The organism is Phenylobacterium sp. LjRoot225 (assembly GCF_964252855.1).
GTDB lineage: Bacteria > Pseudomonadota > Alphaproteobacteria > Caulobacterales > Caulobacteraceae > Phenylobacterium.
The window spans coordinates 733,477-746,626 of the sequence record NZ_CAXUPL020000003.1 but is presented as its reverse complement, the minus strand read 5'-3'; the positions used below and the strand labels follow the sequence as shown (position 1 = coordinate 746,626).

General features: G+C 67.1%; 12 protein-coding genes and 1 pseudogene. 9 read left to right on the top strand and 4 right to left on the bottom strand.

Going from position 1 to position 13,150, the window contains the following annotated elements:
* The first annotated feature begins 129 nt into the window (after positions 1-129).
* Complete coding sequence (locus tag ACSQ2B_RS18780) at positions 130-948, top strand: DUF72 domain-containing protein (RefSeq protein ID WP_436052147.1); 819 nt, start codon at positions 130-132, stop codon at positions 946-948.
* Positions 949-1,001: 53 nt separating this feature from the next.
* Here ACSQ2B_RS18780 and ACSQ2B_RS18775 read toward each other — a convergent pair whose 3' ends face one another.
* Positions 1,002-1,265 (bottom strand): DUF378 domain-containing protein, encoded by a 264-nt coding sequence (locus tag ACSQ2B_RS18775; protein ID WP_436052145.1) that lies wholly within the window; start codon positions 1,263-1,265, stop codon positions 1,002-1,004.
* A 161-nt stretch (positions 1,266-1,426) separates the two neighbouring features.
* Entirely contained in the window at positions 1,427-1,735 is a 309-nt protein-coding gene (locus ACSQ2B_RS18770) for a hypothetical protein (RefSeq protein WP_436052143.1), read from the bottom strand.
* Between the two features lie 243 nt (positions 1,736-1,978).
* Here ACSQ2B_RS18770 and ACSQ2B_RS18765 point away from each other — a divergent pair, with 243 nt between their 5' ends.
* Complete coding sequence (locus tag ACSQ2B_RS18765; RefSeq protein WP_436052141.1) at positions 1,979-3,958, top strand: methyl-accepting chemotaxis protein; 1,980 nt, start codon at positions 1,979-1,981, stop codon at positions 3,956-3,958.
* Positions 3,959-4,050: 92 nt separating this feature from the next.
* On the opposite strand, the gene ACSQ2B_RS18760 is transcribed toward ACSQ2B_RS18765, so the two are convergent.
* Positions 4,051-5,574 carry a DHA2 family efflux MFS transporter permease subunit gene (locus ACSQ2B_RS18760; protein WP_436052139.1) on the bottom strand — a complete coding sequence of 508 codons (1,524 nt, stop codon included), beginning with the start codon at positions 5,572-5,574 and terminating at the stop codon, positions 4,051-4,053.
* A gap of 68 nt (positions 5,575-5,642) precedes the next feature.
* Entirely contained in the window at positions 5,643-7,172 is a 1,530-nt protein-coding gene (locus tag ACSQ2B_RS18755; RefSeq protein WP_436052138.1) for a DHA2 family efflux MFS transporter permease subunit, read from the bottom strand.
* 314 nt (positions 7,173-7,486) lie between these two features.
* On the opposite strand from ACSQ2B_RS18755, the gene rpmH reads away from it, so the two are divergent.
* The 7 genes and pseudogenes from rpmH (at position 7,487) to dapD (ending at position 13,109) form a co-directional block, all read left to right on the top strand.
* A complete protein-coding gene (gene rpmH, locus ACSQ2B_RS18750) occupies positions 7,487-7,621 on the top strand; it encodes a 50S ribosomal protein L34 (RefSeq protein WP_293482274.1) in 135 nt (44 codons plus the stop codon).
* Between the two features lie 39 nt (positions 7,622-7,660).
* Positions 7,661-8,056, top strand: a complete 396-nt coding sequence (gene rnpA / locus ACSQ2B_RS18745; protein WP_436052136.1) for a ribonuclease P protein component — start codon at positions 7,661-7,663, stop codon at positions 8,054-8,056.
* An 11-nt stretch (positions 8,057-8,067) separates the two neighbouring features.
* A pseudogene (gene yidC, locus ACSQ2B_RS18740) lies at positions 8,068-9,875 on the top strand (membrane protein insertase YidC).
* Positions 9,876-9,934: 59 nt separating this feature from the next.
* Complete coding sequence (gene yihA / locus ACSQ2B_RS18735) at positions 9,935-10,540, top strand: ribosome biogenesis GTP-binding protein YihA/YsxC (RefSeq protein WP_436052617.1); 606 nt, start codon at positions 9,935-9,937, stop codon at positions 10,538-10,540.
* Positions 10,541-10,645: 105 nt separating this feature from the next.
* On the top strand, positions 10,646-11,557 hold the full coding sequence (argB, locus tag ACSQ2B_RS18730) for an acetylglutamate kinase (protein ID WP_436052134.1): 912 nt from the start codon (positions 10,646-10,648) through the stop codon (positions 11,555-11,557).
* A 20-nt stretch (positions 11,558-11,577) separates the two neighbouring features.
* A complete protein-coding gene (locus tag ACSQ2B_RS18725; RefSeq protein WP_436052615.1) occupies positions 11,578-12,240 on the top strand; it encodes a pyrimidine 5'-nucleotidase in 663 nt (220 codons plus the stop codon).
* Positions 12,241-12,269: 29 nt separating this feature from the next.
* Positions 12,270-13,109: a 2,3,4,5-tetrahydropyridine-2,6-dicarboxylate N-succinyltransferase gene (dapD, locus tag ACSQ2B_RS18720; RefSeq protein WP_436052133.1), complete on the top strand. Its 840-nt coding sequence runs from the start codon at positions 12,270-12,272 to the stop codon at positions 13,107-13,109.
* Positions 13,110-13,150 lie beyond the last annotated feature (41 nt).

Sequence of the window (13,150 nt, the reverse complement as noted above, 5' to 3'; positions counted from 1 at the left end):
TGTGAAGTGTATTGTCTGTAAGGTTAAGGCCGGGTTGTTTCGGGCGGGCTCGAGCCTCCGCGACGTCTGGCCCGCCAGCCTGCCTGCGACTAGGTTGCGGGCGGCGGTGGCGGTCGAGGAAAGAGCGTCGTGAAGAAGACGGGTGTCATCCGGGCGGGGATCGGCGGCTGGACCTTCGAGCCCTGGCGCGGGGTCTTCTATCCGAAGGGTCTGAAGCAGGCGCAGGAGCTGGAGTACGCCTCCCGGCGCCTCACCGTCATCGAGGTCAACGGCACCTACTACTCGACCTTCAAGCCGGACAGCTTCGCCAAGTGGCGCGCCGCCACGCCCGACGGTTTCAAGTTCTCGATCAAGGCCTCGCGCTTCTGCACCAACCGCAAGGTGCTGGCCGACATGGGCCAGTCGATGGAGGTCTTCCTGAACCAGGGCCTGGTCGAGCTGGGCGACCGGCTGGGACCGATCCTGTGGCAGTTCATGGGCACGAAGAAGTTCGAGCCGGCGGATTTCGAGGGCTTCCTCAAGCTGCTGCCGGATCGCCTCGAAGGCCTGCCGCTGCGCCATGTGGTCGAGGTGCGGCACGACAGCTTCAAGGATCCGGCCTTCCTCGCCCTGTGCCGCAAGTACAAGGTCGCCGTCTGTCTCGCCGACCACGAGACCTATCCGCTGATCCCGGACGTCACGGGCGACTTCGTCTATGCGCGGCTGCAGACCGGATCGGACGACATCGAGACCGCCTATCCGCCCGCCGAACTGGACCATTGGACCGAGCGGTTCCGCATCTTCGCCGCCGGCGGCCAGCCCGAGGACCTTGCCTGCATCGATCCCGCGACTGCACCGGAGCGGACTCCGCGCGACGTGTTCGCCTTCTTCATCCACGAGGGCAAGGTGCGCGCACCAGCCGCCGCCATGGCGCTACTGGAACGCGTCGGCGAGCGTCCGGCGGACTGACCCCAAGGTCGCGGCGGCGGGAGAACTCGCGCGCTCCCGCGCCGGACATCAGATCAGTGGCGCAGGTGCGGCATATGAAAGCCGCCTTTGGAGCCTTCCGCGTAGGGCTCACTGACGCTGAGCGACTTGAACCAGGGCAGGATCTGCCAAAGGGCCGACAGGCCCACCAAGCCGTAGACGACCCGGGCCCCGGCGGTCATGTCGCCGCCAAAGATACTCGCCACCACGTCCATGCCGTGGCCGCCCACGGCGACGAGGCCCCAGTTCAGCCCGCCAAGGATCGCCAGGGCGAGGGTGATCAAGTTCAGCCATCTCATCGGTCGTCTCCACATCAGGGAGAATATTGCAGCTGCAACACAAAATGCTCGACATGCTGCGATGTTCCTCAGGCGAGGCGACCTGGCCGGCAACGCAAAACGCCTCCGCGCGGGGTGCGCGGAGGCGTTTCGAAGGCCGACGTCATGGACGTCCGTAAGGACTAGCCGCCGCCCGGGAAGCGCAGCGGAACCTTCACCTGGCCGGTCCGCGAGCCGATCGGCAGAACTTCGGCCACGCAGAGCGCCGCCTTGTCAAAGCCCTTGCCCGGAGCGCTCTCCGAGAGAACCTTGCAGCCGGACAACTTGCCGGCGTCGGCATTACAGTCCAGCATCACGGTGGCCGCGTCCCTGGTGTTCGCATTCTTAGACAAACAGCGCGACATGCTTTCTTCAAAAGACGCCGCAGCAGTGGTGCTGACAAGAGCAAGGCTCAAGCCGACCCCACCCATCACAGCGATGACGTTCTTCATCTCTCCAACCTCGTCCTAACCTCGAAAAGTTGGGAAAGTATCGGGGACAGTCGTTAAAATAAGCTGTTCGGATCCGACCGTTATTACTAAGATCCCGTAAACCATGACGACGTCTGGTCGCAGCAGGGGGACGGCACAAGGATTCATAGTGAAAAGTCCGCCACGACAGATCGGTTTGGTCACGAACCGTTAGTGGGATCCGATCATCATCCCCGCAAATCGAGCTGTATGCAGGGGGAGTCAATGAAACGCGTCAGGCTTGAAGACCTGCCATTGGTCATCAAGATCGGCTTTGCGCCGGCGTTCGCGGTCGCGATGCTGGCCTTGCTGTCAGTGGGCGCAATCGTGCTCCAGAAGAACGAGCTGCGAGAGTTGCAGGGGGTGGTCCACACGGACATGCCCAACAGCATGCGCATGCAGAAGATCTCTGAGCGCATCACCGCGGTTCACGGCGAACTCTACTTCCTGCTGACGCACGCGGCGGCGAAGATCGACGCCGACCAGATCGAGAACAAGTCCAAGGCTCTGCTGGCCGAGGTCGACTCGATCCGCACCGAGGTCGGCGTCGCGCGCACCGCCGCGCCGCCGGAGATGCGCCCGCAGTACGACAAGCTGCTGAAGGACCTGAAGGAGACCCGCGAGGGTCTCGACGTGGTCTGCGCCATGATGACCGCCGATTTCGCGACCGCCGCCGGCTTCGCCGCGCCCTTCGAAGAGCAGTACTCGAAGATGAGCGGGACCCTGCGCGAGATCGTCACCAAGGCCCAGCAGCAGACGGATAAGCAGGCCCAGGCCAGCGAAGAACGCTCGCGGGTGGCGCAGACGATCACCATCGTCGCCTCCTTGAGCACCATGCTGGGCGCGGCCGTGATCGCCTGGTTCCTGACGATGAACATGAAGGGCGCCGTGCAGAAGATCGCCGGGGCCACCGAGAAGCTCGCCCGCGGCGACGCCCAGGTCGACCTGGACGCCATCGCCCGCAAGGACGAGCTCGGCGCGATCGTCAGCTCCCTGACCGTCTTCCGCGACAACCAGCTCCACCTGGAGCGGCTGCGCCAGGAGCAGGACGCCAACCGCACGGCGACCGAAGAGGATCGCCGCCGCGCCGAGGCCGCCCAGCTGGCCGTCGCCGAGGAGCAGAAGCTGGTGGTCACCTCGCTCGCCGAGGGGCTCGACCGGCTGGCGGCGGGCGACCTGACCATCCGCCTCGGGACCGCCTTCCCCGGCGACTACGAGAAGCTGCGCACCGACTTCAACGCCGCCGTCGAGAAGCTCGAGGAAGTTCTGCGGGCCATCGCCACCTCCACCGCCTCGATCAGCTCGGGCTCGGCGGAGATTTCCAACGGCTCCGAGGACCTGTCCCGCCGCACCGAACATCAGGCGGCGACGCTCGAGCAGACCGCCGCGGCGCTCGATGAGATCACCGCCACGGTCCAGAAGACCGCCAGCGGCGCGAGCGCCGGCCGCGAGGCCGTCAGCGCCGCCAAGGGCGACGCGGAACGCACCGGCGACGTGGTGGGCCGCGCCGTGGTGGCGATGAACGCCATCGAGAAGTCGGCCAAGGAGATCAGCCAGATCATCGGCGTGGTCGACGAGATCGCTTTCCAGACCAACCTGCTCGCCCTGAACGCCGGCGTCGAAGCCGCGCGCGCCGGGGACGCCGGCAAGGGCTTCGCCGTCGTCGCCTCCGAAGTCCGCGGCCTGGCCCAGCGCTCGGCCGATGCGGCCAAGGAGATCAAGAGCCTGATCTCGGCCTCCTCGCAGCAGGTCGGCGAGGGCGTGTCGTTGGTCGGCGAAGCGGGCGACGCGTTGCAGCGCATCGTGGCGCACGTCAACGAGATCTCGGGCCTGGTGGGCGAAATCGCCTCCTCGGCCCGTGAAGAAGCCCAGGGCCTCGCCGAGGTGAACACCGCCGTCAACCAGATGGACCAGGTCACCCAGCAGAACGCCGCCATGGTCGAACAGGCCACCGCCGCCAGCCGGATGCTGACCGAGGAGACCAAGGAGCTTTCGCGCCTAGTCGGCCGCTTCAGCATCAGCGGCATGGAGACGCTGCAGTACGCCAACGCCGGCCGCGCCGAGCCCGCCGCCCGGGCGCCGCGCGCGCCCGCCCCGGCTCCGGCCCGCGCCCCGGCCTACTCGGCGCCGATGAGCATCGGGGCCACCGCCCTGAAGGCCCAACCGGCGTCGCAGACCGTCGCGGACGATTGGGAAGAGTTCTAAAGCCGACCCCCTCGGCCAAAACCGCCTTCAGAGGAGCGCCGTTCTGCGGCGCTCCTTTTTCTTTGCCACGGAGGTCTTCCTAGCGCGGACGATCAATCCGGATGGACTTCCAGCGCCTCGGCCGGCGCCGACCTCGCCGGCCGCGGGATCAGGATCAGCGGGACCATGACGAGGCTGATCAGGGCCATCCAGGCGAAGACGGTGTCGTAGCCGATCATGGCGCCCTGCCGGCTAACTTCGGCGTTCAGGCCTTCGAGCCCGCCGCCCCCGCCGTCGAACGCATGGGGCAAAGACCAGCGGATCACCGGATCGCTGGGGACGATGCCCGCCGCCAGCCGCTCATGAGCCGTGGCGGTTTGCGCGATCAGACTGGCCTGCAAGAGGGCGATGCCCAGGCTGGAGCCCATGGTGCGGACGACATTGCCCAACACCGCCGCCTCCGTGCGGTGGGCCGGGTTCAGGGTGGCGAACCCGAGGACCGAAAGCGGGCCGAACATCATGCCCATCCCCATCCCCTGGATGAAGCCCGCGAGTTCGATCGGCTTGGCCGTCATCATGAGGTCGAAGTGGGCCATCTGCCAGAGCGACAAGAAGGCGACGGCCACGCCCATTCCCATCGTCAGACGCGGCCCCACCTTGCGCATCAGCAAGGGCGTGACGGCGAAGACGCAGATCGAGCCGAACCCTCGGTACATGCTGGTGACCCCGCTTTGGTAGGCGGAATAGCCGAGCAGGTTCTGCATGAAGGTCGGCAGCAGGGCGCTGGTCCCGAACAGCATCGCCGACATCAGGAAGCTGAAGGCCGAGGTCGTGATGAAGTTGCGGTCGGCGTAGAGGTCGCGGTGGAAGAAGGGATGATCCGACGTCAACGTCTGGATGACGAAGACGTAGACGCTGCAGCCCGCCAGGATCGCATAGAGCCAGATCTCGCTGGAATAGAACCAGTCCTGGCCGGGCCCGCGGTCCGCCAGCAGCTGGATCGCGCCGGTGGCCAGGACGAGGGCGCCGAAGCCGAGGAAGTCGAAGGGCCGCTCGCGCCCGCCGGAGTCCGGCTCCAGGGCCACATAGACCATCACGAAGGCCAGGATGCCGAAGGGCACGTTGATGTAGAAGACCCAGCGCCAGGAGAAGTTCTCGGTCAGGAAGCCGCCCAGCGTCGGCCCGAGGATCGGCCCGACCATGATCACGGCGCTCCACAGGGCCATGACCCGCGGCATCAGGCGCTGCGGCCACAGGTCGAGGACGGCCGCCTGCGAGATCGGCATCATGGCCGCGCCGGCGAAGCCCTGCAGCAGCCGGAAGGCGACCATCTCCGGCAGGTTGGTGGCGATCCCGCAGAGGATCGAGGCGGCGACGAAGCCCACGATGGAGATCAGGAACAGCGGCTTGCGGCCGATCTTCAGCGACAGCCAGCCCGACAGCGGCGTCATGATCGCGGTGGCCACGATGTAGGACGTCAGCACCCAGGTGATCTGGTCCTGCGACGCCGAGAGGCTGCCCTGGATATGCGGCAGGGCGACGTTGGCGATCGTCGAGTCCAACGAGTTCATCGTCGTGGCCAGCATCATTCCGCCGGTCGCGATCAGGCGCGGGGCCACGTCGTTCTTGGAACTCATTGCGGTCCAGGCTCCTCCCGGCGGGACCATAGTCCGCGGGCCTCGGCCTTGGCCAGTTTCCGGGCCGCCTACTCGACGTGGATCTCCTGCAGCTTCTCGCCCCGCGTCCGGGCGGGCCGCATCATCAGGACCAGCGGCACGATCAGCACCGTGCCGACGCCCATCCAGGCGAACACCGTGTCATAGGCCATCATGGAGGCCTGTCGGGAGACCTCGCCGTTGATCGCCTCCAGCCCGCTCAGGGCGCCGTCGAGGATCTGCGGCATGGTCCAGCGGATCACCGGGTCCGACGCGATGACGCCCCCCGCCAGCCGCTCATGGGCCGTGGCGCTCTGCTGGATATAGGCCCCCTGCAGGGCGGCGATCCCGAGGCTTCCGCCCAGGGTCCGGAACATGTTGGAGAAGACCGCCGCCTCGGTGCGGTGCTCGGTCTCCAGGGTGGCGAAGGCCAGCACCGTGAGCGGATTGAAGGCCAGCCCCTGGCCCAGGCCCAGCAGCATGCCGGCGGTCTCGATCGGCCGCACGTCCATGGACAGGTCGAACTGGCTCATGCGCCAGAGCGCCACCGCCGTCACCACGAGACCCAGCATGATCGTCCGGCGCGGCCCGAAGCGGGCGGCGATGAAGGGCGCCAGCGTGAAGGAGATCAGCGAGCCGATGCCGCGCGGCATCATCGCCATGCCGCTCTGCATCGCCGAATAGCCCATCAGGTTCTGCATGAAGCTCGGCAGCAGGGCCGTGGTCGACAACAGCAGGGCCGAGAGGAAGACGGCGAAGCCGACCGAGCTCATGAAGTTCCGATCGCGGAACAGGGCTAGGTGGAAGAAGGGGTGCTTGGCGGTGATGGTCTGGACGACGAAGACATAGGCGCCGCAGGCCGCCAGGACCGAATAGAGCCAGATCTCGCGCGAGTCGAACCAGTCGAGCGCCATGCCCCGGTCGGCCAGCAGCTGCACGCCGCCGGTGAAGAACACCAGCGCCAGGAAGCCCACCCAGTCGAATGGTCGCTCCCGTCCGCCGCGGTCGCGCTCGAGCGCCAGATAGGTCATGCCAAAGGCCAGGGCCCCGACGGGCAGGTTGATATAGAAGACCCAGCGCCAGGAGAGGTGCTCGGTCAGGAAGCCGCCGAGCGTCGGGCCCATGATCGGCGCCACCATGGTGACGGCGCTCCAGATGGCCATCACCTGCGGGATCGCCGGCTGCGGCCACATGTCAAGGATCGCCGCCTGCGACAGCGGCATCATGGCGGCGCCGGCGACGCCCTGCAGAAACCGGAAGAACACCATCTCCGGCAGGCTGGTCGCCATGCCGCACAGCATGGAGATCGCCACGAAGCCGACGATCGAGATCAGGAACAGCGGCTTGCGCCCCAGCTTCAGGGCGAGCCAGCCCGACAGCGGCGTCATCAGCGCCGTGCCGACGATGTAGGAGGTCAGCACCCAGGTGATCTGATCCTGGGCGGCCGAGAGGCTGCCCTGGACGTGGGGCAGGGCGACATTGGCGATGGTGGAGTCGAGCGCCACCATGAGCGTGGCGAGCATCAGCCCGCCGGTGGCGATGACGCGCGCGCCCTTCCCAGACTTCTCGTCGGATATCATGGACTGAGCACGCCTCCCTTTGAGAAACAGTAGTCTGCTTCGCGCCCTTGGCCAGTTTGCGGCCCGACCGTCATTGGTTTTATCGACGGGGCGATCCTATGCGCGATCGTCGCCCGATCCACACTCGAGGGCGCGGCTGAGCTGCTGCGGAACGCTATCGGGATGGTCCCCCGGACGAGCCCGGCTATGACGGATAGAGGGGATTGAGGGTCCGAATTTCATCCGACGCCGGCAAGAGAATCGGCGCTGGCCGTTGACTCCTCCCTGGGGTTCCACTATCCACCGCGCCTCGATTTTCGACCCGGAGCCTCACTGTGAAGCGGACCTTTCAGCCGTCGCGCCTCGTGCGTAAGCGCCGCCACGGCTTCCGCCTGCGCATGTCCACCAAAAATGGACAAAAAGTGCTCGCTCGCCGTCGCGCCAAGGGCCGTAAGCGCCTCAGCGCTTAATCCCACGGACCAAGCGTCATCTGCGCTATGGGTGTCGGCATGGCCGACCCCGCCTTCGCCATCGAACGCCTGAAAAAGCGCGCCGAGTTTCTGGCTTGCGCGCAGGCGCCGTCCTGCGCCCGCGGCGCGGTGGTGGTTCAGGCGCGGCCACGTGAAGACGATCAGCCGCTGGTGCGGGCCGGTTTCACCGCGACAAAACGCATCGGCGGCTCTGTCCAGCGCAATCGCGCCAAGCGGCGGATGCGCGAGGCCGCAAGGCTTCTGCTGCCCGATCTGGCCCGCCCAGGCGTCGACTATGTCTTCATCGCCCGGGGCGGGTTGATCACGCGCCCATGGCCGCGTCTGCTTGACGATGTGAAAAGCGCGCTGATAAGGCTCGCCGCCGAACGCGATGGCCGGCCCCGCGACCCTGCGCCCGCCCTGCCCGCAGATTGAGCTCTTCCCCGATGCAAGACGAATCCAACCGCAACACGATCATCTTCCTCGTGTGCGCGGTCTTCCTGTTCTTCATCTACCAGCACTTCGTGCTCGATCCCGCGGCCGCCCGCCGGCAGGCCGAGGTGCGCGCGCAGGCTGCGGCCCAGACCGCCGCCGCCCAGACCGGCGCCGCCCAGGCGGCGCGCCGGCGGCCGGCGCCGCGGCCCCGGTGACCCGTGCTCAGGCCGTGGCCGCCAGCCCGCGCGTGGTCATTGACACGCCCGCTCTGAAGGGCTCGATCGCGCTGAAGGGCGCGCGCATCGACGACCTCTACATGACCCAGTTCCGACAGACGGTGGACAAGAGCTCGCCGCCGGTCGAGCTGCTGCGTCCCGAAGGCGCCCCGCACGCCTGGTTCGCCGAGTTCGGCTGGACCGGCGCCAACGTCGCGGGCCTGCCCACCGGCGACACCCTCTGGACTGTGACGCAAGGCTCGACCCTGACGCCCGGCCATCCCCTGGTGCTCACCTCCGCCAACGGCCAGGGCCTGACCTTCACGCGCAAGATCGAGGTCGACGACCGCTTCATGTTCACGGTCACCGACACGGTGGCCAACGCCACGGCCCAGCCGGTGACGCTCGCCCCCTACGGCTCGATCCAACGCCAGGGCGTGCCCACGGGCAGCGAGAGCAGCCAGATCGTCCACGAAGGCGCGGTGGGCGCGCTCGGCATGGACAATCCGACCCTCAAGCTCATCAAGTACAAGAAGTGGGCGAAGGACGGCGCGACCGGCGAAATCCCCTCGAAGAGCGGCTGGGTCGGCATCACCGACAAATACTGGCTGGCGGCGCTGATCCCCACCCAGGGCCAACAGTTCGAAGGCCAGTTCCGCGACACCAAGATCGGCGACCTCGACGTCTTCGACGCCAACTTCGTCGGCAAGTCGCGCACGATCCAGCCCGGCCAGCAGACCACCGAAACCACCCGCTTCTTCAGCGGCGCCAAGGTCGTCCCCGTGCTGCGGGACTATCAGAAGACCCTCGGCATCCCCCGCTTCGACGCCGCCGTCGACTGGGGCCACTTCTGGTTCCTCACCCGGCCGATCTTCTCGTTCCTGGAATTCATCTTCCACTACGTGGGCAGCTTCGGCGTCGCCATCCTGCTGCTGACGGTGGCGGTGCGGGCGATCTTCTTCCCGATCGCCCACAAGCAGTACGAATCCATGGCCAAGATGCGCAAGGTGCAACCTTTGGTCGAGGAGATGCGCAAGAAGTTCAAGGACGACCCGGCCAAGCAGCAGCAGGAGCTGATGGCCCTCTATCAGCGCGAGAAGGTCAATCCGCTGGCGGGCTGCCTGCCGATCCTGCTGCAGATCCCCGTCTTCTATGCGCTCTACAAGGTGCTGACCGTCACCATTGAGATGCGCCACGCCCCCTTCATGGGCTGGATCAAGGACCTCTCGGCGCGCGACCCGACGACCCTTTGGAATCTCTTCGGCCTGATCCCCTGGGTCCCGGCGCATGCGCCGCTGGTCGGCGGCCTGCTGGACACCACCCTGCACGTGGGCATCCTGCCGCTGCTCTACGGCTTCACCCAGTGGCTCAGCATGGCCATGAGCCCGCCGGCGCCGGATCCCATGCAGCAGAAGATCATGCAGCTGATGCCGATCATCTTCACCTTCTTCATGGCGCCGTTCGCCGTCGGCCTGCTGATCTACTGGACCTGGAGCAACGTCATCACCGTCGTCCAGCAGTACATCCTGATGCGGCACTACAAGGTCGACACTCCGATCGACCGGCTGCTCAGCCGCTTCGGCGGCAAGAAGGCCGCAGGGTGAGCGACTCCACGCCCTCCAACGCTGGACCTTTCGACGACGACGCGCTCGAGGCGGCGCGCATCCTGTTCGCCCACGAGACCACCTTCCTGATGGGGGCGGCCGCCATCACCGGCCTGCCCGAGCCGGACCTGCCGGAGGTGGCCTTCGCCGGCCGCTCCAACGTCGGCAAGTCCTCGCTGATCAACGCGGTGGTCGGCCGCAAGGGGCTGGCGCGCGCGTCGAACGAACCCGGCCGGACGCGGGAAGTGAACTTCTTCGTGCTCGACGAGCGACTGCGGCTGGTCGACCTGCCCGGCTACGGCTTCGCCAAGGTGAGCCGCGACACCGCCCGCAAGTTCCAGAACCTCGGCCGATCCTACCTGCGCGGCCGACCGAATCTGAAGCGCGCCTATCTGCTGATCGACGCCCGGCACGGATTGAAGAGCGTCGACGACGAGGCGCTCGACGCCTTCGACCAGGCCGCAGTCTCCTACCAGATCGTCCTGACCAAGTCGGACAAGATCAAGCCGGCCGAGGTCGCCAAGGTGGTCGAAGACACCGCCAAGGCCATCGCCAAGCGCCCGGCCGCCTTCCCGCGCGTCCTCGCCACCTCCTCGGAGACCGGCCTGGGCATCGCCGAGCTGCGCGCCGAAATCGTCGCGGCCTGCATGCTTCAGCTTCCCTGAGCACCCGCCCTCTCCATCAAGGGGAGGGCGTTGTCGTCCTGCGTTGATGACACGGCCCCCGGGGTCCGCTATCGAGCCCAGCGAATTCAGAGCCTGGGGCGCGAGTTGAGCGACACCGAAAATCAGGGCTGGGCGACCGCCAAGACGCTCGCCGAGGCCCTCCCCTATATCCAGATCTATGACCGCGAGACCGTGGTCATCAAATACGGCGGCCACGCCATGGGCGAGGAGCAGGTGGCGAAGCTGTTCGCCGCCGACGCCGTGCTCTTGAAGATGCTGGGCGTGCACCCGGTGGTCGTCCACGGCGGCGGACCGCAGATCTCCGCCTGGCTCGCCAAGGCCGGCGTGAAGTCGACCTTCGTCGACGGCCTGCGGGTCACCGACGAGGCGACCATGGAAGTGGCCGAGATGGTCCTCTCCGGCGCGATCAACAAGGAGATCGCCAGCTGGATCACCCAGGCCGGCTCCGAGGCCGACGTGCGCGGCGTGGGCCTGTCCGGCAAGGACGCCCGGCTGATCACCGTCGAAAAGGTCCAGCGCACCCGCAAGGTCGCCGACTCCGACGAGGAGCAGATGGTCGACCTGGGGTTTGTCGGCGAGCCCAAGAAAATCGACCCGAAGCTGCTCCAGGCGCTGATCTTCGCCGAAGAGGACTACATCCCCGTCGTGGCGCCGATCGGCGTCTCCGAGACCGGCGAGACCTACAACATCAACGCCGACACGGCGGCCGGCGCCCTGGCCCGGGCGCTCGACGCCAAGCGCATGCTGCTTTTGACCGACGTGGCCGGCGTGCTCGACAAGAACGGCGAGCTGATGCGCCAGTTGACCGTCGCCGAGGCGCGCAAGGCGATCGAAGACGGCGTCGCCACCGGCGGCATGATCCCCAAGCTCGAGACCGCCATCGCCGCGGTCGAGGCCGGCGTCGAAGCCGTGGTCATCCTCGACGGCCGGCGGCCGCACGCCATGCTGGTGGAGCTGTTCACCGAACACGGGGCGGGCACGCTCGTCTGCAAATGAGCGGCGACCTCAGCCCAGACCTGAGGCCCGATCTAAGGCATGTGACGACCTGGCTCTTCGACCTGGACGACACCCTCTATCCGGCGGAGTCGGGCCTCATGGCCGAGGTGGTGCGGCGGATGACCCAGTATGTCATGCAGGTCACCGGTCTGCCGTACGACGAGGCCTTCCGGCTGCAGAAGACCTATCTGGCCGAACATGGGATCACGCTGCGCGGCCTGATGCTGAATCACGGCGTCGATCCCAACGCGTTCGCCGCCGTCTTCCACGACATCTCGCTCGACATCCTGGCCCACGACCCGGACCTGGTGGCGGCGATCGAGGCCCTGCCCGGCCGCCGCCTGATCTTCACCAACGCCGACCATCATCACGCCGAGCGGGTGCTGGAGCGGCTGGGGCTGACCCACCTGTTCGACGACGTCTTCCACATCGGCACCTTCGACTACACGCCCAAGCCCGATCCCGCGGCCTTCGCCCGGATGTGCGCCGAACATGCGATGGCGCCGGCCGAGGTCGCCTTCTTCGAGGATTCGGAGCGCAACCTGAAGCCCGCAGCCGAGCTCGGCATGACCACCGTGCTGGTGGGGGCGCACGCCCAGGCCTCCACCGCCCCCTTCGTTCACTTCCGCACCGAGCGCCTCACGCCGTTCCTGCGGGCTGCGCGCCTGCGCCCAGGTTCGTAAGACGACAAGACCCGTAAGAAGAGAAGACCATGACCACCATCACCGCCGACGACCTGAAGACCCAGATCGAGCAAGCCTGGGAAGCCCGCGACGGCGTCTCCACCGCCACCACCGGCCCGGTGCGCACGGCGGTCGAGGAGACGCTGGAGCGCCTCGATTCCGGCGCGCTCCGCGTCGCCGCGCGTCAGGCCGACGGCCGCTGGGAGGTCCAGCAGTGGGTCAAGCAGGCCATCCTGCTGTCCTTCCGGCTGAACCCCAACGCCGTGGTGCACAGCCATTCGCCCGGCCCCTTCTGGGACAAGGTCCCGACCAAGTTCGCCGGCTGGGACGTCCCGCAGTTCGAGGCCGCCGGCTTCCGAGCCGTCCCCGGCGCCATCGTCCGCAGGGGCGCCTACATCGCCAGGAACGTCGTCCTGATGCCGTCCTTCGTGAACATCGGCGCCTTCGTCGACGAAGGGACCATGATCGACACCTGGGCCACGGTCGGCTCCTGCGCCCAGGTCGGCAAGCACTGCCACATCTCCGGCGGTGCGGGCCTCGGCGGGGTTCTCGAGCCCCTGCAGGCCAACCCGACCATCATCGAGGACAACTGCTTCATCGGCGCCCGCTCGGAAGTCGCCGAGGGCGTGATCGTCCGCCAGGGCAGCGTGCTGTCGATGGGCGTCTACATCACCTCCACCACCCCGATCATCCACCGCCAGACCGGCGAGGTCATGTACGGCGAGGTCCCGCCCTATTCGGTGGTGGTCTCCGGTTCGCGGGCCAACAAGGACCCGTCGCTGCCGTCGACCTACTGCGCCGTGATCCTGAAGACCGTCGACGAGCGGACGCGCTCGAAGACCGGCGTCAACGAGCTGCTGCGGGACTGAACAGTCCCCTTTCCGTCATGGCCGGGCTTGTCCCGGCCACC

Excerpts from the sequence above, each read along its gene's own strand:
- ACSQ2B_RS18775 (WP_436052145.1), bottom strand. The coding sequence starts at position 1,265 with ATGAGATGGCTGAACTTGATCACCCTCGCCCTGGCGATCCTTGGCGGG.
- ACSQ2B_RS18770 (WP_436052143.1), bottom strand. The coding sequence starts at position 1,735 with ATGAAGAACGTCATCGCTGTGATGGGTGGGGTCGGCTTGAGCCTTGCT.
- ACSQ2B_RS18765 (WP_436052141.1), top strand. The coding sequence starts at position 1,979 with ATGAAACGCGTCAGGCTTGAAGACCTGCCATTGGTCATCAAGATCGGC.
- ACSQ2B_RS18760 (WP_436052139.1), bottom strand. The coding sequence starts at position 5,574 with ATGAGTTCCAAGAACGACGTGGCCCCGCGCCTGATCGCGACCGGCGGA.
- ACSQ2B_RS18755 (WP_436052138.1), bottom strand. The coding sequence starts at position 7,172 with ATGATATCCGACGAGAAGTCTGGGAAGGGCGCGCGCGTCATCGCCACC.
- rnpA (WP_436052136.1), top strand. The coding sequence starts at position 7,661 with ATGGCCGACCCCGCCTTCGCCATCGAACGCCTGAAAAAGCGCGCCGAG.
- dapD (WP_436052133.1), top strand. The coding sequence starts at position 12,270 with ATGACCACCATCACCGCCGACGACCTGAAGACCCAGATCGAGCAAGCC.